General features: G+C 65.0%; 19 protein-coding genes. 12 read left to right on the forward strand and 7 right to left on the reverse strand.

Annotation, left to right across the window (positions count from 1 at the left end; translation table 11 throughout):
• The first annotated feature begins 131 nt into the window (after positions 1–131).
• Together AB3X86_RS30615 and AB3X86_RS30620 are read left to right on the forward strand one after the other, a co-directional pair.
• On the forward strand, positions 132–1,043 hold the full coding sequence (locus AB3X86_RS30615) for an NAD-dependent epimerase/dehydratase family protein (protein WP_368598837.1): 912 nt from the start codon (positions 132–134) through the stop codon (positions 1,041–1,043).
• A 95-nt stretch (positions 1,044–1,138) separates the two neighbouring features.
• Positions 1,139–1,321 (forward strand): hypothetical protein, encoded by a 183-nt coding sequence (locus AB3X86_RS30620; RefSeq protein WP_129956541.1) that lies wholly within the window; start codon positions 1,139–1,141, stop codon positions 1,319–1,321.
• Between the two features lie 38 nt (positions 1,322–1,359).
• Here AB3X86_RS30620 and AB3X86_RS30625 read toward each other — a convergent pair whose 3' ends face one another.
• Both AB3X86_RS30625 and AB3X86_RS30630 read right to left on the reverse strand, forming a co-directional pair.
• Positions 1,360–2,106 (reverse strand): DUF899 domain-containing protein, encoded by a 747-nt coding sequence (locus tag AB3X86_RS30625; protein WP_368598838.1) that lies wholly within the window; start codon positions 2,104–2,106, stop codon positions 1,360–1,362.
• An 83-nt stretch (positions 2,107–2,189) separates the two neighbouring features.
• Positions 2,190–3,587 (reverse strand): NCS2 family permease, encoded by a 1,398-nt coding sequence (locus AB3X86_RS30630; protein ID WP_368598839.1) that lies wholly within the window; start codon positions 3,585–3,587, stop codon positions 2,190–2,192.
• Between the two features lie 540 nt (positions 3,588–4,127).
• Between AB3X86_RS30630 and AB3X86_RS30635 the strand changes: the two genes are divergently transcribed.
• Positions 4,128–5,108: a PRC-barrel domain containing protein gene (locus AB3X86_RS30635; RefSeq protein WP_368598912.1), complete on the forward strand. Its 981-nt coding sequence runs from the start codon at positions 4,128–4,130 to the stop codon at positions 5,106–5,108.
• Positions 5,105–6,370 (forward strand): MFS transporter, encoded by a 1,266-nt coding sequence (locus tag AB3X86_RS30640; RefSeq protein ID WP_368598840.1) that lies wholly within the window; start codon positions 5,105–5,107, stop codon positions 6,368–6,370. The genes AB3X86_RS30635 and AB3X86_RS30640 overlap by 4 nt, the downstream gene beginning before the upstream one ends.
• Positions 6,371–6,537: 167 nt before the next feature.
• Here the strand turns inward: AB3X86_RS30640 and AB3X86_RS30645 are convergent, their stop codons facing one another.
• Complete coding sequence (locus tag AB3X86_RS30645; RefSeq protein WP_013089052.1) at positions 6,538–7,047, reverse strand: hypothetical protein; 510 nt, start codon at positions 7,045–7,047, stop codon at positions 6,538–6,540.
• A 331-nt stretch (positions 7,048–7,378) separates the two neighbouring features.
• Between AB3X86_RS30645 and AB3X86_RS30650 the strand changes: the two genes are divergently transcribed.
• Genes AB3X86_RS30650 through AB3X86_RS30670 form a run of 5 tightly spaced genes read left to right on the forward strand, consistent with a single transcriptional unit; the run spans position 7,379 to position 11,960 of the window.
• Entirely contained in the window at positions 7,379–8,524 is a 1,146-nt protein-coding gene (locus tag AB3X86_RS30650) for a c-type cytochrome (protein WP_368598841.1), read from the forward strand.
• Between the two features lie 13 nt (positions 8,525–8,537).
• Positions 8,538–10,298: a cytochrome c oxidase subunit I gene (ctaD, locus tag AB3X86_RS30655; RefSeq protein ID WP_368598842.1), complete on the forward strand. Its 1,761-nt coding sequence runs from the start codon at positions 8,538–8,540 to the stop codon at positions 10,296–10,298.
• Entirely contained in the window at positions 10,295–10,906 is a 612-nt protein-coding gene (locus AB3X86_RS30660) for a cytochrome c oxidase subunit 3 (RefSeq protein WP_368598843.1), read from the forward strand. Before ctaD ends, AB3X86_RS30660 begins: the two co-directional genes overlap by 4 nt.
• Positions 10,903–11,610, forward strand: coding sequence for a heme-copper oxidase subunit III family protein (locus AB3X86_RS30665; RefSeq protein WP_368598844.1), 708 nt, complete (start codon positions 10,903–10,905; stop codon positions 11,608–11,610). The genes AB3X86_RS30660 and AB3X86_RS30665 overlap by 4 nt, the downstream gene beginning before the upstream one ends.
• A gap of 8 nt (positions 11,611–11,618) precedes the next feature.
• The gene (locus AB3X86_RS30670) at positions 11,619–11,960 is read left to right on the forward strand and encodes a cytochrome C oxidase subunit IV family protein (RefSeq protein ID WP_013089047.1); all 342 of its coding nucleotides are present in this window, start codon (positions 11,619–11,621) and stop codon (positions 11,958–11,960) included.
• Positions 11,961–12,198: 238 nt separating this feature from the next.
• Here the strand turns inward: AB3X86_RS30670 and AB3X86_RS30675 are convergent, their stop codons facing one another.
• Positions 12,199–12,756 (reverse strand): glycine zipper domain-containing protein, encoded by a 558-nt coding sequence (locus AB3X86_RS30675; RefSeq protein ID WP_176378067.1) that lies wholly within the window; start codon positions 12,754–12,756, stop codon positions 12,199–12,201.
• 420 nt (positions 12,757–13,176) lie between these two features.
• On the opposite strand from AB3X86_RS30675, the gene AB3X86_RS30680 reads away from it, so the two are divergent.
• Positions 13,177–13,701: a hypothetical protein gene (locus AB3X86_RS30680; RefSeq protein WP_176123389.1), complete on the forward strand. Its 525-nt coding sequence runs from the start codon at positions 13,177–13,179 to the stop codon at positions 13,699–13,701.
• A gap of 103 nt (positions 13,702–13,804) precedes the next feature.
• Here AB3X86_RS30680 and AB3X86_RS30685 read toward each other — a convergent pair whose 3' ends face one another.
• Entirely contained in the window at positions 13,805–15,187 is a 1,383-nt protein-coding gene (locus AB3X86_RS30685; RefSeq protein ID WP_368598845.1) for an MFS transporter, read from the reverse strand.
• 57 nt (positions 15,188–15,244) lie between these two features.
• Complete coding sequence (locus AB3X86_RS30690; RefSeq protein ID WP_368598846.1) at positions 15,245–16,417, reverse strand: M20 aminoacylase family protein; 1,173 nt, start codon at positions 16,415–16,417, stop codon at positions 15,245–15,247.
• A 117-nt stretch (positions 16,418–16,534) separates the two neighbouring features.
• On the opposite strand from AB3X86_RS30690, the gene AB3X86_RS30695 reads away from it, so the two are divergent.
• Entirely contained in the window at positions 16,535–17,485 is a 951-nt protein-coding gene (locus AB3X86_RS30695; protein ID WP_368598847.1) for a LysR substrate-binding domain-containing protein, read from the forward strand.
• A gap of 37 nt (positions 17,486–17,522) precedes the next feature.
• Here the strand turns inward: AB3X86_RS30695 and AB3X86_RS30700 are convergent, their stop codons facing one another.
• Complete coding sequence (locus AB3X86_RS30700; protein WP_368598848.1) at positions 17,523–18,416, reverse strand: LysR family transcriptional regulator ArgP; 894 nt, start codon at positions 18,414–18,416, stop codon at positions 17,523–17,525.
• Positions 18,417–18,531: 115 nt separating this feature from the next.
• Here AB3X86_RS30700 and AB3X86_RS30705 point away from each other — a divergent pair, with 115 nt between their 5' ends.
• Positions 18,532–19,161, forward strand: a complete 630-nt coding sequence (locus AB3X86_RS30705; protein WP_018432355.1) for a LysE/ArgO family amino acid transporter — start codon at positions 18,532–18,534, stop codon at positions 19,159–19,161.
• The last annotated feature ends 8 nt before the right edge of the window (positions 19,162–19,169 follow it).

Genomic DNA, 19,169 nt, shown 5'->3' on the forward strand with positions numbered 1-19,169 from the left:
CAGCAATTCGTCGGTGGAGGTTTTCATTGTTGATTTCAAATCAAGATTGATTTGAGACTAACACGCTTTTTGCGAGAATCCGCGCGAGCGATACTGCGCACTTGTCCCAGCATTTCCCTCAGGAGAAGGTCTTGAAGATTTTCGTTACTGGCGCAAGCGGTTTTATCGGCGGCTCCATCGCGGCGCATCTGGCGCGCGCCGGCCATCAGGTGCGCGGGCTGATCCGCAAGCCCGAACACAGCGCCGAGTTGAAGCGGCTCGGGATCGAGCCGGTCATCGGCACGCTCGACGACCGCGCGTTGCTGATCGCCGAAGCGCAAGCGGCCGACGCCGTGATCAACGCCGCGAGCAGCGATCACGAAGGCGCGGTGCGCGCGCTGATCGACGGACTCGCGGGTTCGGGCAATGTGTTCCTGCACACGAGCGGGTCGAGCATCGTCGGCGATGCGTCGGGCGGCGAAGCCGGTGAAGCACGCATCTATCACGAAGACGCGCTGCCCACCCCGAGCGCCGACAAGGCCGCGCGCGTCGCAATCGATCAGCTGGTGCTCGACGCCGCGCAACGCAACGTGCGCTCGGCCGTGCTGTGCAACACGCTGATCTACGGTCACGGCGCGGTGGCCGGCAGCGCGAGCGTGCAGTTGCCGCGGCTCGTGCGCCAGGCGCAAAAGAGCGGCGTCGTGCGTCATGTGGGCAGCGGCGGCAACATCTGGTCGAACGTGCATATCGACGACGTCGCCGAGCTGTATCGTCTCGCGCTCGATAAAACCCCTGCCGGCACGTTCTATTTCGTCGAAAGCGGCGAAGCGTCGTTTAGCGACATGAGCACCGCAATTGCTCGCGCGATGAAGCTCGGCGCGCCGCAAAACTGGCCGCTCGAAGACGCGAAACAGGAATGGGGCTACGAAATGGCCTCGTACGGTCTCGGCTCGAATAGCCGCGTGCGCGGCGAGCGCGCGCGCAGGCTGCTTGGCTGGCAGCCGCGGCGCACGTCGGTGATCGAATGGATCGAACGCGACATGATGGTGCCGCAAGCTGTGTAAGCGCGGCCGTTGCGAATCCGTAAGCTCGTTTCGATAGAATCGCGTCGACCCGACGGCGCGATTCGTACCGTCGCCCATGAGCCTGGATTCGACCGATGACGCTCGCGCTGAACTTCTACTGGCTGACGAACTTCCTGGCGATTCTGTTCGTCGTCGCGTGCCTGTACGACACCCGCTACGACGAATACGGCGTATTGACGCTCTCCGCCGCGGCGATGAGTCTCATCGTGATGGCGATCGAGGTGTTTCTCAAACCCGCCTTCGAGATGGCGCTGTAGCGCGCCCCCGCCGTTCTCTCTGCGTCACCTTCACCACTTCACACCGTAAACGAGCCGGACTCCGCGCAGCCGCCGTGCGCCTCGTCGCCATAGCGGTCGTGAAGCCTGACCCAGTCGGTCAGATTGCTCTTCTCGTTGCGGCCTTTCGGCGTGATGTCCAAGAGCGCGTAGGTGTTCACGAAGCGCTCGTCGCCGCGCGCATAGCACGAGTACGTGTGATACACGTCGCCGTTTTCGTCCTTGTAGAACACGCTGTGGCCGTGCTGCTCGTCGACGCCGACGTCCTGTTCGGTGAAGTTGTAGAACGCCTTTTTGCTCGCCAGCTGCTCGGGCGTGAACGACACGTGGTAGTCGAAATTGAAATCGCTGCCGCTCGACGACACCCACGGAAAGGTCCATCCCATGCGCCGCTTGAACGCGTCGATTTTCTCGAGCGGCGCGTGCGATACGGTCACATAGCTGACGTCGTGATGGACGAGATGCGTGAGAATCCCGCTCATATGGTCCGACAGGAACGAGCAGCCGACGCAGCCCTCCTGCCAGTCCGGCCCCAGCATGAAGTGATAAACGATCAGCTGGCTGCGGCCGTCGAACAGCTCCGCGAGCGTTTTGCGGCCGTCGGGCGTGTCGAACGTATAAAGCTTCTCGACCTTGACCCACGGCAATTCGCGACGCCTGCGCGCGAGTTCGTCGCCAGCGCGCATATGCGCTTTTTCGTCGGCGAGCAGCGCGCGGCTCGCGGCAAGCCACTCCTGCTCGCTGGCGATACGATGTTGCGGTTCCATCTGCGTCTCCTTTCCTGCGGATGCAGGGCTTGACCATACAGCTACGGTTTAGAAACGCGGTGGGGAAAGTCAAGGACAAACACTCAGATCGCCCAGCCGCCGAGATAAAACCCGACCAGCACCACCGCGATCGCCACGGTGCCGACATTGAGCTTGCGATACTCGCCGCTGACGACGCGCCCGATCACGAGCGTCGCGAAGCCGAGCATGATGCCGGTCACGATGTTCGCGGTCAGCACGATGAACACCGCGCACACGAGTCCCGCCATCGCGTCGACCATGTCGTCCATATGCAGCTTGCTGACGTTCGACAGCATCAGCAGCCCCACGTACATCAGCGCGGGCGCGGTCGCGTACGAAGGCACCAGCGCGGCGAGCGGCGAGAAGAACATCACGACCAGAAACAGCAGACCGACGACCGCGGCCGCCATCCCGGTCTTCGCGCCCGCCGCGACCCCGACCGTCGATTCGATATACGCGGCCGCCGGCGCGCCGCCGAGCAGGCCCGAGAAGATAGAACTCAGCGAATCGGCGGTCAGCGCGCGGCCGCCGTTGATGATGCGGCCGTTCTCGTCGAGTTGCCCCGCCTGGCCGGCGACCGCGCGGATCGTGCCGGTCGCGTCGAACACCGCGGTCATCACGAGCGCGAGCACGCTCGGCAGCACCGCCATCGACAGCGCGCCCTTCACGTCCATCGCGCCGATCAGCGACGCATGCCCCGGCGCGCTCAACGACGGCACCGCGAACACGCCGTGAAACGCCACGGCCGGATCGATCGCGAGCCCGATCGCCGAGATCGCGACGATCACGATCAGGATCGAGCCCGGCACGCGCCGCCGCACCAGCCCGAAGATCGCGGCGAGTCCGGCCACCGACATCAGCGCCGGCAACGCCGTGATATTGCCGAGCGACACCGGCAGCCCCGCGCCCGGATTCTTGACGACGAGGCCGACGTCGTTCGCGGCGATCAGCAGCAGGAACAGGCCGATGCCGATGCCGGTGCCGTGCGCGATGCCGGTCGGCAGATTGCGCAGTATCCACGAGCGCACGCCGGTCACCGAAATCGTCGTGAACACGACGCCCATCAGGAACACCGCGCCGAGCGCGACGTTCGGATGCAGGCCCTTGCCGAGCACGAGGCCGAACGCAGTGAACGCGGTCAGCGAGATCGCGCAGCCGATCGCGATCGGCAGACGCGCCCACACGCCCATCAGCAGCGAGCCGAACGCCGTGGTCAGACACACGGCGACGAACACCGCGCTGGTATCGAAGCCCGCCTTGCCGAACATGCCCGGCACGACGAATACCGAATAAACCATCGCGAGGAAGGTCGTGATGCCCGCGACGATCTCCTGACGCTGCGTGCTGCCGCGCGCGGAAATGTCGAAGTAGCGGTCGATAAAGCCCTTTCCGCGGAATGATTCGGTGTCGAAGGATTCGCTCGCGACGTCGGAATTCGCGAGGGCCTGGGGTTCCATCATGATGAGTGCCTCCTTTATCAGCGCGCTGAAACGGCCGCCTGCGCGGCCGTCATCAGGTTCGTCTCGTGGATTTGTTGGTGTGGGTAACGCTTTTCTGAGTCGAAATGTAGGTGAAGAGAACTATGCGTCCAATCGCATGTATGGCATGCCGGACATGTCGCGCAACTTATAACTTTTGCGCGACGGTCGCTCGCGCCAGCACTGCGCGCGTTTACACCTACGGCATTCGAGCGGCCGCGAAACGCGCCGAACCCGCTTCGGCGATCGCGTTGCAGGCAGGCGGCGTGCAGCGCAATATCTCCGGAGCATCGGCGAAACGCCTGCAAGCCAGTCCGTGAAAGCCTGCCCGCGCGGCAGCGCAGGTTAAACTCTGGGCCGTACCCCATTCCAACCGCGGCGGCTCATCGCGCCCGTCCGCACCTGCCCGTGGAGTTTTTCCTGATGACTGGCGGTTTTCCGCGCCCCGCCGGGCGCCTGCCGATTGTCCCGTTCGGACCGCTTGGATCGTTTGGCCCGCTCGATTCGCCTGATTCGCTGGAGATGCTTCGACTGTTTCGCTGGCTATGCACCGTGGCCGCGCTGTTCGCGCTCGCCGCGCTGTCCGGTTGCAGCAGCCTGCTGTGGGGTACACAGCAGGCGCCGATCGTCGACGCGCGGGTGATGCCGGTCGAGCCGGCGAGCGCGCCGGTCGCCGCGTCCGCGCCCGAGCCGGTCGAGACCGAGGCGAACGAGGGGCCCGAGGAGCCGAAGAAGCCGAAGAAGCCGGTCGTCAAGCCGCACAAGGTCGAACCGCCGCCGCCCGTCGTCGTGCCGGCTCCGCCGCCGCCGCCCCCGCCACCGCCGCCGCTGATCGTGCTGCGCACAATCGAGCGCAGCGACGCGCGCGCGCTGCTCGACAGCCCGGTGCAGAAGCCCGACGGCAAGGTGGTCGGCCGCGCGATCGACATGACCACCGACGCGGCCGGCAAGCCGCGCGAGATGGTCGTCAATCTGCAGGGCTTCCTCGGCGTCGGCGATCGCAAGGTGAACTTCCCGTGGGGCACGTTCCACTTCACGCCGACGGCGAAGGGCGCGCCGATCACACTCACCGCGACGGCCGTGCCGGCCGCCGCGAACAAGACGAACGCGCTGGAGCTGGCGCTGCTCGATGCGACCGTCGAGCGCGCGAACGGCGCCAAGGTGGGCCGCGTCGTCGACGTGCTGATCGACGGCAACGCGCAGCCGCAGGCGGTCGTGCTCGACGTCGGCGGCATCGTCAGCACCGACCGGCGCACGATCGCCGCGAACTGGTCGGCGCTGCGCTTCGTCACGCGCGACAAGGAGCTGCATCCGCAGCTCGAGCTGAGCGATGCGCAGATCAACGCGACGCCGCCCTATGTGGCCGACAAGCCGATCCGCGCGGTGTCGCCCGCGCCGCCGCCCGCCCCGCCTGCGCAGCCTGCCGCGAGCGCCGCGCCGGCGGCCTCGGCGCCGCCGGCCGCTTCGGCCGTCGCGGTTTCCAACGCACGGGCGGTCCGATGACGGTCCGCACTCAGGTCACGGCGCGAAGTCTGCGCGCGCTCGATTGGCTCAACTTCTTCGTCGCCAACGTGCAGACGGGCTTCGGGCCGTTCATCGCGTCTTATCTCGCGTCGCACAAGTGGACCCAAGGCGAGATCGGCATGGTGCTGTCGGTCGGCACGATCAGCGCGATGGTCAGCCAGGTGCCCGGCGGCGCCGCGGTCGACGCGCTGCGCAACAAGAAAGCTGCGGCCGCATGGGCGATCACCGCGATCATCCTGAGCGCGATGCTGCTCGCGATGAGCCCGACCCTGCTGCCGGTGATAGCCGCCGAGGTGTTCCACGGCTTCGCGAGCTGCATGCTGACGCCCGCGCTCGCGGCGATCTCGTTCGCGCTGGTGGGTCGCGCGAATCTCGGCGACCGGCTCGGCCGCAATGCGCGCTGGGCGTCGATCGGCAGCGCGGTCGCGGCCGGTCTGATGGGTCTGTTCGGCGAGTACTACTCGCCGCGCGCGGTGTTTTTTCTGACCGCCGGTCTTGCGGTTCCCGCGCTGATCGCGCTCTCTATGATCCAGCGCACCGACACCATCGAGCTGCCGCAAGCGCTGCCCACCCCTGAGCAGCTCGAGCGCCGCGAAAGCCTGCGCGAGCTGCTGCGCGACCGGCGCATGCTGCTGTTCGCCGCGTGCATCGTGCTGTTCCATCTGTCGAACGCGGCGATGCTGAACCTCGCAGCCGGCGAAGTGACGGCCAGCATGGGCGACAACGTGCAGCTCGTGATCGCGGCGTGCATCATCGTGCCGCAGGCGATCGTCGCGATTTTGTCGCCGTGGGTCGGACGCTCGGCCGAACGCTGGGGCCGCCGCCCGATCCTGCTGCTCGGCTTCTCCGCACTGCCGATCCGAGCGCTGCTGTTCGCGGGCATCAGCAGCCCTTATCTGCTGGTACCGGTGCAAATGCTCGACGGCTTGAGCGCCGCGGTATTCGGCGTGATGCTGCCGCTGATCGCCGCCGACGTCGCCGGCGACAAGGGCCGCTACAACCTGTGTATCGGCCTGTTCGGACTCGCGGCCGGCATCGGCGCGACGCTGAGCACGACGGCGGCGGGCTTCGTCGCCGATCGCTTCGGCAACATGGTGAGCTTCTTCTGCCTCGCGGCGGCCGGTGCCCTCGCGGTGCTGCTGGTGTGGGCGGCGATGCCCGAGACGCGCGTGGCGGCGGCTAGCAACGGCGATGGCAATGGCGCGGCGGTGCCGGGGCGTGGGAAGTCGGCGGCGCGGTGAGGTGCGTCGGGTGTATCAGTCGGGGCGTGAGCTGACCTGGGCGGCAAGGTTCATGGCTGTCCGGAACGTGACGAAACAAGGCTGCGGCTCCCCTTCTTGCAAACCTCACGGTTCCCCTCTGAAGGCTTCACTGCAAGGGGCACCGATGGCCTCGTCTCGACTGCTTCTCAGGGGAAGATCGGGGTCGTCGGCTCCGCACCTTCGAGATCGGCCTTCGGAAAATGATGCGCGACCATCTGCTCGATCTCCTGTTCGCGCGATCCAGGCACGTCGGCCATGATCAGGATCTGGCCGTCACGTATGGCGCCGCGAAAGCGCTCGAGCCGTGCGTTCGGTTCGTCGACGCCGATCATAGTGGCGGTCCAGGCCCCGAAGCCGGCACCTGTCAACGTCAATGCGACGACGGCTCCGCCCGCAATCGTGAGCCCCGCGGGAGGAAACACCAGTGCCACGAGGCCGAGAAGCGCGCCGGTGGCACCGCCGAGCGCCACGCCGCGTTCGAGCGAGTGCACGACGTCGCTGCTTTGCAGTAACGATGCCTCGGGTAACTGTTCGAGTGCGACACTGTGATTCGCGAGGACATGGATATGTCGCCATGTGATCCGCGCCCGCAGCAAGTCGTCTACGATCGCCTTCGCCGTCGTCGTGTCAGGTACGAGGAAATAAAGACGTCTCATGTCGGCTCTCCATCAATCAAGGAGTCCCCCAACGGGTCGATGCTGTTTATCGTACCCCTGCCGCGTGCCATCAGGAGGCGTAGGTGGCCTGGGAAATCGATGCAGGAGGCGGCCGTCTTACATTGCATCGCAGCAAGCGACTCCTCCATTCATCCGCCCTATACATGGGGCGCACTTCCCCCTTGCGCAGCCTTGCACGATGCAGAGGAGAGGACTACCTTTGGTCTAAAGACGTGCCGGCGCGGACAGTACCGAAGTACGGCAAGGCGGCGCCGAGGCCTGGAGCCTTTTGTTAGCGGCCGCCAGCGAGTGACGCGCAGCGAGGTGACCTATGTCGCTTGCGATTGCCCTGTTCCTGATCATCGTATTGGCGGTGGGGTTTCACTTTGCCAGCCCGTGGTGGACCACGCCGATCGCCTCGAACTGGGTGCGCATGGACGACATGCTGACGATCACGCTCGTCATTACCGGCGTGTTCTTCATCGCGATCAACCTGTTCATCGTGATCGCATTGCTGCGCTACCGCCACCGCAGGGGTCATCGCGCTGTTTACGAGCCGCACAACAGGCGCCTGGAATGGTGGCTGATCGGCCTGACCTCGGTAGGCGTGGCAGCGTTGCTGGCACCGGGACTCTTCGTCTACGCGGACTACATACGGCCGCCGCGCAACGTGCTGCAGATGGAAGTGTTCGCCCAGCAATGGCAATGGCGTTTCCGCTTTGCCGGTCCCGGTGGCAAGCTGGGCACGACGGACGTGCGCTACATCAGCAACGACAACCCCTTCGGCATGAACCCCGGCGACCCCAACGGCCGTGACAACTACCTGATCGAGACACCCGAGGTACACCTGCCGTTGAACCGGCCGATCCAGGTCCTGACACGGTCGCGCGACGTGCTGCATGACTTCTACGTACCGCCGTTCCGCGCGCGCATGAACATAGTGCCCGGCATGGTGACCACCTTCTGGTTCACGCCGACCAAGGCCGGGCGTTACGACATTCTGTGCGCGCAGCTTTGCGGTCTCGGGCACGCCAACATGCGCGGCGTGGTGGTAGTGGAAGACGAAGCATCGTTCTCGCGCTGGCTGACGCAGCAAAGCACGTTCGCGCAGCAGCAGGCCAGGGTGCAGGCCGCGACCGCCGCTGCAGGCGGCGGCGCCCAGGCGCTCGCTACCCAGGGCAAGACGCTCGCGGAGGCCAAGGGCTGCTTCGCCTGCCATACCGTGGACGGCAGTCCGCGCGTGGGCCCCACCTGGAAGGGCCTGTACGGCAAAACCGAAACGATGGCCGACGGCAGCACCGCGAAGGTGGACGAGGCCTATCTGCGCGCCTTCATCCGCAACCCCACGGCCCGCGTCGTGAAGGGCTTCGCACCCATCATGCCGAAGTTCGACCTGAGCGAGCAGGAGCTGACCACGCTGGTGACCTACATCCAATCGCTGGGCGGCTCGGCCGCCACCAGCGCAGCCCAACCCTAGCGGAGCAGACCCAATGACCTACGCGCACCCCGACCACGGCCCGCAAAGCTTCTGGACCCGCTATGTCTGGAGCCAGGACCACAAGGTCATCGCCGTGCAGTACTCGCTGACGGCCATCGCCATCGGCCTCGTCGGCCTTGTCCTGTCGAACCTGATGCGCTTGCAGCTCGGCTTTCCGGGCAAGTTCAGCTTCATCGACGCCAACCACTACTACCAGTTCGTCACGATGCACGGGATGATCATGGTGATCTACCTGCTGACGGCGCTGTTTCTGGGGGGCTTCGGCAACTACCTGATCCCGCTGATGCTGGGCGCGCGCGACATGGTGTTCCCGTTTCTCAACATGCTGAGCTACTGGGTCTACCTGCTGGCCGTGCTGGTGCTGGTGTCGAGCTTCTTCGTGCCAGGCGGGCCGACCGGCGCGGGCTGGACGCTGTATCCACCCCAGGCGATCCTGCCGGGCACGCCGGGCGTGGAATGGGGCATCGTGTTGATGCTGGTGTCGCTGGCGATCTTCATCGTCGCGGCAACGATGGGCGGCTTGAATTACGTCACCACCACGCTGCAGGCGCGCACGCGCGGCATGACGCTCATGCGCATGCCGCTCACGGTGTGGGGCATCTTCACCGCGACCATCCTGGCGCTGCTGGCGTTTCCGGCGCTGTTCGTGTCGGCGGTGATGATGCTGCTCGACAGGACACTCGGCACCAGCTTCTTTGTGCCGGCCGTGGTGTCGATGGGGCAGACGCTCAAGTATGCCGGCGGCAGCCCGCTGCTGTTCCAGCACCTGTTCTGGTTCTTCGGGCATCCGGAGGTCTACATCGTCGCGCTGCCAGCCTTTGGCATCGCATCGGACCTGATCAGCACGCACGCGCGCAAGAGCATCTTCGGCTACAAGATGATGGTGTGGGCGATCGTCGCCATCGGTGCGCTGAGCTTCGTGGTCTGGGCGCACCACATGTTCATCGCCGGCATGAATCCGTACTTCGGCTTCTTCTTTGCCACGACCACGCTCATCATCGCCGTTCCGACCGCTCTCAAAGTCTACAACTGGGTGCTAACGCTGTGGCGCGGCGATATCCACCTGACCGTGCCGATGCTGTTTGCCATCGGCTTCATCAGCACCTTCGTCCTCGGTGGGCTGACCGGGCTCTATCTCGGCAACGTGAGCGTGGACATTCCGCTGTCGAACACGTACTTCGTGGTGGCGCACTTCCATATGGTGATGGCCGTGTCGCCGATCCTGGTGGTGTTTGGCGGCATCTACCATTGGTATCCGAAGGTGACGGGCCGCATGCTCAACGACACGATCGGGCGCGTGCACTTCTGGGTTACCTTCGTCGGCACCTATGCGATCTACTTCCCGATGCACTATCTCGGCATCCTCGGCATGCCGCGGCGGTATTACCAGTATGAGGGCTACAGCTTCATTCCACATTCGGCGCAGACGCTCAACACGTTCATCACCGTCGTTGCGCTGATCGTTGCGGCGGCGCAGTTGCTGTTCCTGTACAACCTGGCGTGGAGCCTCGCGCGCGGCAAGCGTGCCGACGGCAACCCGTGGCGGGCCACCACGCTGGAATGGCAGACGCCGCAAACGCCGCCCGTGCACGGCAACTGGGGCGCCGCGCTGCCCGTCGTCTACCGCTGGGCGTACGAATACAGCCCGGCGGGGCACGAGGAAGACTTCGTCCCGCAAAACCAGCCGCCTGAGACGGCGCCTGAACCGGCACCGGCCCACCCGACGCTGCAACCCGGCGAGGCAAGCGAATGACTACACTGCGCCGCTCCTTCGTTCCTGACGCGCCACCTGTCTTGCCGAATGCGAGCCGCATCGGCCTGGTCATCTTCATGGCGGTGGCAACGACATTGTTTTCACTGCTGCTGCTCGCCTATGCGATGCGCATGCGCGAGCCCGACTGGCTGCCGATCCCGCATCCGGCTCTGCTGTGGTGGAACACCGGCGCGCTGGTGCTGGCAAGCATCGCCATGCAGCGCGCCCGGCGGATTACCATGCACCGCGCGGCATGGCTGCTGTTCGGCGGTGTGCTCGCGGCCGTGTTCGTGATCGGACAACTGAGCGCGTGGCGCATGCTGTCGGCGGCGGGGCAGACTGTCACTGTCAATCCTTCCAATAGCTTCCTCTACCTGCTCACCGGCCTGCACGGGTTGCATGTGCTGGGCGGGCTGGTGGCCTGGGCCGTAACGATCGCGCGTCTCCAGCGTGGGAACCCGTTCCGGACCCAGCGTGCCATCGCGCTGTGCGCCATCTACTGGCATTTCCTGCTGGCTGTCTGGCTCGTGCTGCTGGCGGCGATGTGGTGGATCACCCCTGGGTTCGTCGCCGCCATCTGCGGGCCGCTGTATGGAGCTGCGCCATGACCACGCCCACGCTCCCGACCGAATCCGCTGTCACCCCGCCCCCCGACGCCGGGCCTGACGGCTGGCGCGGCATCGTCACCGACTGGTCGGCCGACCGCCAGGCCTTCAAGGTGCCGTGGGGCAAGGCGATGATGTGGATCTTCCTGCTGTCGGACACCTTCATCTTCAGCAGTTTTCTGATCGGCTACATGACGGTGCGCATGTCGACCACCGTGCCGTGGCCCGACCCTTCCAAGGTGTTCGGGCTCACTGTCTTCGGCGTGGATGTGCCCTTGCTGCTGATCGCCATCATGACGTTCATCCTGATCAGCAGCAGCGGCACCATGGCGATGGCTGTCAACTTTGGCTACCGGCGCAACGCCAGGCGCGCCGCCCAACTGTTGCTGGCGACCGCGCTGCTGGGCGCGACCTTCGTGTCGATGCAGGCCTTCGAATGGACCAAGCTGATCGTCCATGAAGGCATCCGCCCCTGGGGTAACCCGCTGGGCGCGGCGCAGTTTGGCGCGTGCTTTTTCATGATCACCGGGTTCCACGGCTTTCACGTGAGTTGCGGTGTGATCTACCTGCTGCTGATAAGACGCAAGATCCTGCAGCCGGGGTTCACCGAGCACGGCAACTTCCAGATCGTGGAGATTGCCGGCTTGTACTGGCACTTCGTCGACCTGGTGTGGGTGTTCATCTTTGCGCTGTTCTATTTGTGGTGAGGCAGACCATGGACCACACCGATCTCGCCCATCGACCCGACGCCGCGCACGGCCAGCAGCATCCGATCGGCATTTACCTGAAGATCTGGGGCCTGCTGTTCGTACTGAGCACGTTGTCGTACATGGTGGATTACTTCCACGTGCAGGGCCTGCTGCGCTGGACGCTGATTATCGTGCTGATGATCGCCAAGGCTGGGCTGATCGTGTCGATCTTCATGCACATGATGTGGGAGCGGCTGGCGCTGGTGTACGCGATCCTGATACCGCCCCTGTGCCTGCTGGTGCTGCTGGTGCTGATGGCTGCCGAAGCGCATCACACCTTCGGCATGCGCGAACTCTTCTTCCATTGATCTCTTCGCCGACCCTTCCTCACGTGGCAGGCGTTGCGTCCGGCGCCCGGGTAGTAGACGCGCGCCACCGTGGGGGGCGCCGCCAGCGCGAGCGCATTGCTGCCGATGCGTTCCGCGCGCAGCGCCAGCACGGGGGCGCGCCTGGAACGCACCGCTTCAAATACAAAACGGCCCGACAAATGCCGGGCCGTTCATGTTTCCTCGCTCGCTGAAAATTTCGGCGAAAAACACCTTCGAATCAGGCGTGCTTCTCACTGAATTCGCTGAGCGGCACAGGCTGCTTGAGCGGATCGAAGTCGGCCCACCGCCCTTGTTGCCAGTTGCCGGTCGCGCGTTCGATCGCCGCGCCTCCCGCATCGCGCAGCACCCGTGCGGCGTCCAACTGGTTGTCCGGCGACACGTGTACGGCCACCAGCACGCCGGAACCACGGATTTCTTCGTCGCTGGCTTCCTGCGTGCGCATCATCGCGCCGACCAATGCACCGACATATGCACTCACCCCGGCTGCGATCAGCGACACGATGAGCGGCGCCGAAAACACCGCGAAGATCCCGACGCCGAGCACGGCGCCAACCGCTGCGCCAATCGTGACGCCTATCTCGGCACCCTTCGGCGCCTCTCTCGCGTTTGCGTCGGTGCTGGTACCACCGCCGGGCTGAAAACGTGCGTGCTGGCCGGGCGGATTGACGAAAAACAGGGTGACGTCCTCCTCGACGAAACCGGCATTGAAGAGCCGTTGAACAGCGTCTTCAGCGGCGGGGAATGTCGTAAAGCGTGCTGCGACGATGAGTGACATGTGGCCTCCTTCCATCATTGACTAGCGGTAGCAGACTCTGCCGCCCCAACCTCACCCGTGCCGAGGCAAAGGTGCACGCGGTGGCACGCACCGGGACTATGCCATGGTGCCGCGATCGGGTTCCATTCCGTCCACTCTGAACAGTCCGCTATATAACACTACGCCTTTGCCGCCGTTCTGGTTGATCACTTTCGCGCACACCGAACGGATACGCTTGCGGCCGTTGCCGAAAGCAGACATCAAGGCATTTGATCCTCCACTGCGAGTTAAAAGATTAATTATCGATCCGCTGACACGCTGCACGCCACGTGGTCGCCAGAACGAAGATCATTCCTCGGGATGACGATAGTCACGCGGCGCTATCAATCTCGCGACACAGAGAACTAGAATGAATTATCCGAATCAATCGGGAGAAAAATCGTGCAACTTCACATGGGTTCCCATCAATTCACACACGGCCAGCCCGACTGGCGGGCAGCCGTGCTGGCAGGCGTCATCGCGGGGGCTGTGTTCCTGGCGTTAGGAGTTGTCCTGATGGCAGTGATGACGGGCGGAAGTCTGCTGGAGCCCCCACGCATGGTCGCCGCGATCATGCTGGGACGAGGCGCATTGCAATCGCCGCAATCATTCTCAATTGGCATCGTGCTCGCGGCCTTTGTGGTGCATTTTGGCCTTGCCATCGTATTGGCGCTAATCCTCGGTCTGATCATGACGTCATTCAAGCTTGACTCGAGCATGGGAATGGCTTCACTGGCGGGTGGCGCTTTCGCTGTAGTCGTTTACCTGATCAATTTCTACGGCATGACACAGTTTTTTCCGTGGTTTGCAGAAGCGCGCAACGGCGCGAGCCTCTTCGTTCACATCGTCTTCGGGATCTGCGTCGCGAACCTATACATGAGACTGGAGCGCAACAGGGTCAGGGCGGACGCGGGCGGCCCGTCGTAGTCCGGTCGTAATTCGTATTGACACCGCGGTGCGCAAATGACAAAAGAGGCGCGATCGAAAATAATCACGCCTCTTTTTTCAGCCGACCGCAGTCCCCGTCACGTCAATCGATCGCCCTGCCCGCGGTCTCGCGCATGAACGGCAGCGGCAGCAACGACACGACGCCGCAGCCGATCAGGTACCACGCCGGCGCGAGATTGCTGCCCGAAATCTGGATCAGCCAGGTCGCGAAGAACTGCGCGAAGCCGCCGAAAATCGACACGCCGAGGCAGTACACGATCGACATGCCGGTCGCGCGAATCGCGCGCGGAAACAGCTCGGGCAGCATCACGATGTTCGGCACCGCGGTGAACGTGACGAGCAGCGCAAGGCCCGCGACCACCGCGAGCAGCACCGGCACCGTCGGCGAAGCATTGATCGTCATGAACGCCGGATAGACGGCGAAAATCAGCAACACGCGCGATACCCACAGCACGCGCTTGCGGCCGACCCGATCGGACAGCGCGCCCGCGAACGGCGAACAGATCACCGTGACCACCGCGCCGGTCCACGCGGCCCATAGCGCGGTCGCCATCGGCAGATGCAGGATGCGGATCGCGTAGGTCGACAGATAGAACAGCACGATGTAGTTCGCCGCGGTGCCGCCGATCGTCGTCAGCACGCCGGTCGTGATCGAGCGTGCGTGGTCGCGAAACAGGTCGCGGACCGGCAGCGACGGAGTTTGCGCCACGGGCTGCGCACCCATTTCACCAGCCGCTGCCGCGCCATCTTCGATACCCGGCAGCGTCTCTTCCAGATGCCGCCGGATGTAGATGCCGATCGGCCCCATCGCCATGCCGATCACGAACGGCACGCGCCAGCCCCAGCTTTCGAGCGCGGCCGGCGACAGCGTCGCGGCCAACGCGACGCCGAGCAGCGACCCCACCACCGTGTTCATCCCCTGGCTCACGAACTGCCAGCTGCCGTAAAAACCGCGCGTTCGATCGCTGCCGTATTCGAGCAGCAGCGCCGTCGATGCGCCCACCTCGCCGCCCAGCGCAAAGCCCTGGATCAGCCGCGCGAGAATCACGAGCAGCGGCGCCGCGACGCCGATCGCCGCATAGATGGGCGCGAACGCGATGATCGCCGAACCGAGCGTCATCAGCCACAGCGTCAGGCTCATTGCGGCCTTGCGTCCGGCGCGGTCCGCGTAGCCGCCCAGCACGATGCCGCCCACCGGCCGCATGATGAAGCCGACGCCGAACGTGCCGACCGCGAGCATCAGTTGCACGAGTTGTCCCTCGACCGGGAAATACAGTTTGCCGATGATCGTCGTGAAGAAGCTGTAGATCGTGAAGTCGAAAAACTCGAGGCCGTTGCCGAGCGTGATCGCGGCGATCGCCTTTGCGTGGCCGACGCGCTTTTGAGGTTGATCGGCGAGGCGCGCCGCATCGAGCGCATCGAGTCCGTTCGCGCTCGCGGGCCGCGGTGTGGCGGAATAGTCCATTTGTGTCTCCATCGTTATCCTTGTGCTGCCAGGGCAACGCGCTCGCGCGCCGCCGCGTCAAACGAGGAACGTCTGCGCGAGCTTGACCCAGTAGGCCGCGCCGGTCGCGAGGCATGCGTCGTTGAAGTCGTAGCCGGGGTTGTGGACCATGCAGCCGCCCTCGCCGTCACCGTTGCCGATGATCAGATAGCTGCCCGCGCAGCGTTCGAGCAGGAACGCGAAGTCCTCGCTGCCGGTCAGCGGCTGCATGTCGCGAATCAGCCCGTCTTCGCCGAGCCAATCGAGCGCAACCTGGCGCGCGAGCGCGGTCATAGCCGCATCGTTGAGGAGCACCGGGTAGCGGCGCTGATAGTCGACCTCGGCGCGCGCGCCGAATACGGCCGCCTGGCCGGTCGCGACCTCGGTGATGCGCTGCTGCAGTTGGTCGCGGACCTCGGGCCGCAGCGCGCGCACCGACAGGCGCATCTCGGCGGTTTCGGGAATCACGTTCGGCGCTTCGCCGGCGTGAATCGCGCCGACCGTGATGATCGACATATCGAGCGGCGCGATATTGCGCGACACGATGGACTGCAGCGCGAGCACGATCTGCGCGCACACGACGACCGGATCGACCGCCTTGTGCGGCACCGCGCCATGACCGCCGCGGCCGATCACCTTGATGATCACCGTATCCGACGACGCCATGAACGATCCCGGCATGAAGCCCAGCTTGCCAGTGGGAAAGCCCGGCATGTTGTGCATCGCGAACACGGCGTCGCAGGGAAACCGCTCGAACAGGCCGTCGTCGAGCATTTTCTTCGCGCCGGCGAGCCCTTCCTCGGCCGGCTGGAAGATCAGATTCAGCGTGCCGTCGAAACTCTTTTCATGCGCCAGATACCTGGCGGCGGCGAGCAGCATCGCCGTGTGGCCGTCGTGACCGCATGCGTGCATCTTGCCGGGCCGCTTGCTCGCGTATGGCAGGCCGGTGGTTTCGTGGATCGGCAGCGCGTCCATGTCGGCGCGCAAGCCGAGCCGGCGCGTGCCGTGGCCGAGCTTCAGTTGACCGACCACGCCGGTCTGCCCCAAGCCGCGATGCACGGTATAGCCCCACTCCCGAAGGCGTTCGGCGACCAGATCACCGGTCGCGAACTCCTCGTAGGCGAGCTCCGGATGCGCGTGGATGCTGTGTCGCAGCGCGACCATTTCCTGCTCGATTTCGGCGATGCCCGCCGGAATGACCATCGTGTTCATGCCGTCTGTCTCCATGTCAGCGTGAACCGAGCATAGCCGCGCCGAATTTCGAGAGGCAGGCGTAGAATCGTTGCGGGTGCCAACCACTGGTTGCCCCCTTTCATACTCCCGATTCGCATGAAACTGCATCAGCTCAATACCTTGGCCGCGATCGCGGATACTGGAAGTATCCGGGCCGCCGCCCGCTCGCTGGAGTTGTCGCCGGCCGCCGTGACCAAGGCGATGCGCGAACTCGAAGCCGACCTGCACGCGCCGCTGATCGTGCGCAGCGCGAGCGGCGTCGCGTTCACCGAGTTCGGCCGCGCGCTCGTCGTGCATGCGCGGCTCGTGCTCGGCCAGTTGCAGCGCGCGCAAGCCGAGATCGAGGCATTGCGCGGAGCCGCGGCCGGCAAGCTGTCGATCGGCGTCACGCCGTGGGTCGCGCTGACCTTTCTGCCGCCCGCCGTGCGGCGTTTTCGCGAACGGATGCCGGACGTGCAACTGGAATTTTTCGAAGGCCTGCTCGCGGTCGTGCAGCCGCGTCTGCGCGACGGCAGCCTCGATTTTTCGATCGGTCGGCCGCCGCCCGCGTCGCCGCAGTCGGAGTTTCAGAACGCGCCGCTCTTTTCGACGCACGCGGCCGTGGTCGCGCGGCGCGACCATCCGAAGGCCGGATGCCGCACGCTGCTCGACCTTCAAAACGAGGAATGGATCCTCAACTGGGACCCGGCGAGCCGCGAGTCGATGTCGAACAATCTGTTCGTCAAGCGCGGCATGCGGGTGCCGCACACGATCGTGCTAGCGCATTCGCTCGCGATCGTGCTGGGACTGCTCGCGCACACGGACATGGTCAGCATCTTTCCGTGGCCGCTCGTCGAGGCGATACGCGCGAAGGAAAACCTGTGGGCGCTGCCGCTGCGCGAAACGCTCGACGAAACCATCATCAGCATCACGTCGCGGCGCGGTGCGCCGACGAGCCCGGCGGCCGCCTGCTTTCTCGACTGCCTGCGCGAGACGATCGACGAAGGCGCGCGCTCGCAGAACCCCGAACAGCGCCGGCTGTTTCATTCGATCGAACTGATGCTGTAGCGCTCGGAGCGTTCCTGCATGAGTCTTCGCTGTGTCGTCAATCGAGGAACTCGCCGGCCCGCTTCCTGAGCATCGCGCTGAAATCGTCGAGCCAGCCGATCGACAGCCGCCAGCTCTGCCAGTACAGATCGACGTCGATATGCTTGCCCGGCGCGACCTCGACCAGTTCGCCGCGCTGCAGATGCCCGGCGACCATCCGCTCCGGGCACATGCCCCAGCCGAGGTTCATCACGCACGCGCGCATAAAGCCGGCGACGTGCGGAATCCAGTGCAGCGGCGGATCGATCTCCGCGCGTGTGATGCGCCGCATGAAGCGCTTTTGCAGCTGATCCTTGGGGTTGAAGTCGACGCACGGTGTGCGCCGCAGGCTGTCGCGCGTGACGCCGTCGGCGAAATAGCGCGCGAAAAACGCCGGTGAGCACACCGCGAGGTATCGCATGCGGCCGAGGCGCGTCGAGCGGCAGCCCTGCACCGGTTCGGCCTGCGTCGTGATCGCGCCCTGCACGCTGCCGTCGCGGATGCGCTGCGCGGTGTAGTCCTGGTCGTCGATCACGAGGTCGAGCAGCATCTCGCGTTCGACGCAGAACGGCGCGACCGCGTCGATGAACCAGGTGCCGACGCTGTCGTCATTGACGGCGACGCGCAGCGCCGGCCACTGCTCGACGAGCGCGCCGGGCAGTGTCGGCAGGCGGCCGTTCAGCTCCGCTTCGAGCAATTGCACGCGCTCGGTGTGGCGGCACAGCAGCGCGCCCGAGGTCGTCGCGACGCACGGCTGACCGCGCTTCACCAGCACGCTGCCGACGCGCTCCTCGAGCAGCTTGACCCGCTGCGACACCGCGGACGCAGTGATATTCAGCTCGCCTGCAGCACGGTCGAACGAGCCGTGACGGACCACGGCGGCCAGCGCATCGAGCAAGGCATAGTCGAGCATTAGCGTTCCTTAATCCGCATTAAGTAAATTAGGTTTTCTTATGTGACGCAATCACGCAGACTAGCGCGGCTGGAATATCCCGTCTATCCCTACTCTTCCATTTTTCGGACCATTTATGAACTGGCTGTCTTTCTCCCACGGCGCGGCGCTGTGCGCATCACTGATCGTGACGATCGGCGCGCAGAATGCGTTCGTGCTGCGGCAGGGCATCATGCGCTCGCACGTCGGCAAGATCGTGCTGTTGTGCACGTTATCGGATTTCATTCTGATCGGCGCAGGCGTCGGCGGCGCCGCGGTGCTGATGGAGCGCTACCCGCGCTTCGTGCACGCGATGCTCTACGTCGGGCTCGCGTATCTGGCCTGGTTCGGCATCAGCGCGCTGCGCCGCGCGGTACGGCCGGGACACGCGGTGCTCGACGGTTCGAGCGGCGCCTCCGCCGATCAAGCCCCGCCCACGCAACGCGCGCTGCCGATCATCCTGATGACGCTCGCGTTCACGTGGCTCAATCCGCACGTCTATCTGGACACGTTCCTGTTGATCGGCACGGCCGGCGCGCGCGAACCGCAAGGCGCGCGGGTCGCCTTCGCGCTCGGCGCGATGACGGTCAGCGCGGTGTGGTTCGTCGCGCTCGGCTATGGCGCGCGCATGCTGGCGCCGCTGTTTCGCCGCGCGACTGCGTGGCGTGTGCTGGATGGCGCGATCGGCAGCATGGTGCTGCTGCTGGCGGTTACGCAGTTGCGTTGAGCGTTCGA

The sequence above is a fragment of the Paraburkholderia sp. BR14374 genome (assembly GCF_040948685.1).
Taxonomy (GTDB): domain Bacteria; phylum Pseudomonadota; class Gammaproteobacteria; order Burkholderiales; family Burkholderiaceae; genus Paraburkholderia; species Paraburkholderia youngii.

Excerpts from the sequence above, each read along its gene's own strand:
- AB3X86_RS30675 (WP_176378067.1), bottom strand. The coding sequence starts at position 12,756 with ATGTCACTCATCGTCGCAGCACGCTTTACGACATTCCCCGCCGCTGAA.
- AB3X86_RS30700 (WP_368598848.1), bottom strand. The coding sequence starts at position 18,416 with ATGCTCGACTATGCCTTGCTCGATGCGCTGGCCGCCGTGGTCCGTCAC.
- AB3X86_RS30670 (WP_013089047.1), top strand. The coding sequence starts at position 11,619 with ATGGACCACACCGATCTCGCCCATCGACCCGACGCCGCGCACGGCCAG.
- AB3X86_RS30660 (WP_368598843.1), top strand. The coding sequence starts at position 10,295 with ATGACTACACTGCGCCGCTCCTTCGTTCCTGACGCGCCACCTGTCTTG.
- AB3X86_RS30665 (WP_368598844.1), top strand. The coding sequence starts at position 10,903 with ATGACCACGCCCACGCTCCCGACCGAATCCGCTGTCACCCCGCCCCCC.
- AB3X86_RS30695 (WP_368598847.1), top strand. The coding sequence starts at position 16,535 with ATGAAACTGCATCAGCTCAATACCTTGGCCGCGATCGCGGATACTGGA.
- ctaD (WP_368598842.1), top strand. The coding sequence starts at position 8,538 with ATGACCTACGCGCACCCCGACCACGGCCCGCAAAGCTTCTGGACCCGC.
- AB3X86_RS30650 (WP_368598841.1), top strand. The coding sequence starts at position 7,379 with ATGTCGCTTGCGATTGCCCTGTTCCTGATCATCGTATTGGCGGTGGGG.
- AB3X86_RS30640 (WP_368598840.1), top strand. The coding sequence starts at position 5,105 with ATGACGGTCCGCACTCAGGTCACGGCGCGAAGTCTGCGCGCGCTCGAT.
- AB3X86_RS30690 (WP_368598846.1), bottom strand. The coding sequence starts at position 16,417 with ATGAACACGATGGTCATTCCGGCGGGCATCGCCGAAATCGAGCAGGAA.
- AB3X86_RS30685 (WP_368598845.1), bottom strand. The coding sequence starts at position 15,187 with ATGGACTATTCCGCCACACCGCGGCCCGCGAGCGCGAACGGACTCGAT.
- AB3X86_RS30635 (WP_368598912.1), top strand. The coding sequence starts at position 4,128 with ATGCTTCGACTGTTTCGCTGGCTATGCACCGTGGCCGCGCTGTTCGCG.
- AB3X86_RS30630 (WP_368598839.1), bottom strand. The coding sequence starts at position 3,587 with ATGATGGAACCCCAGGCCCTCGCGAATTCCGACGTCGCGAGCGAATCC.
- AB3X86_RS30625 (WP_368598838.1), bottom strand. The coding sequence starts at position 2,106 with ATGGAACCGCAACATCGTATCGCCAGCGAGCAGGAGTGGCTTGCCGCG.
- AB3X86_RS30645 (WP_013089052.1), bottom strand. The coding sequence starts at position 7,047 with ATGAGACGTCTTTATTTCCTCGTACCTGACACGACGACGGCGAAGGCG.
- AB3X86_RS30620 (WP_129956541.1), top strand. The coding sequence starts at position 1,139 with ATGACGCTCGCGCTGAACTTCTACTGGCTGACGAACTTCCTGGCGATT.
- AB3X86_RS30705 (WP_018432355.1), top strand. The coding sequence starts at position 18,532 with ATGAACTGGCTGTCTTTCTCCCACGGCGCGGCGCTGTGCGCATCACTG.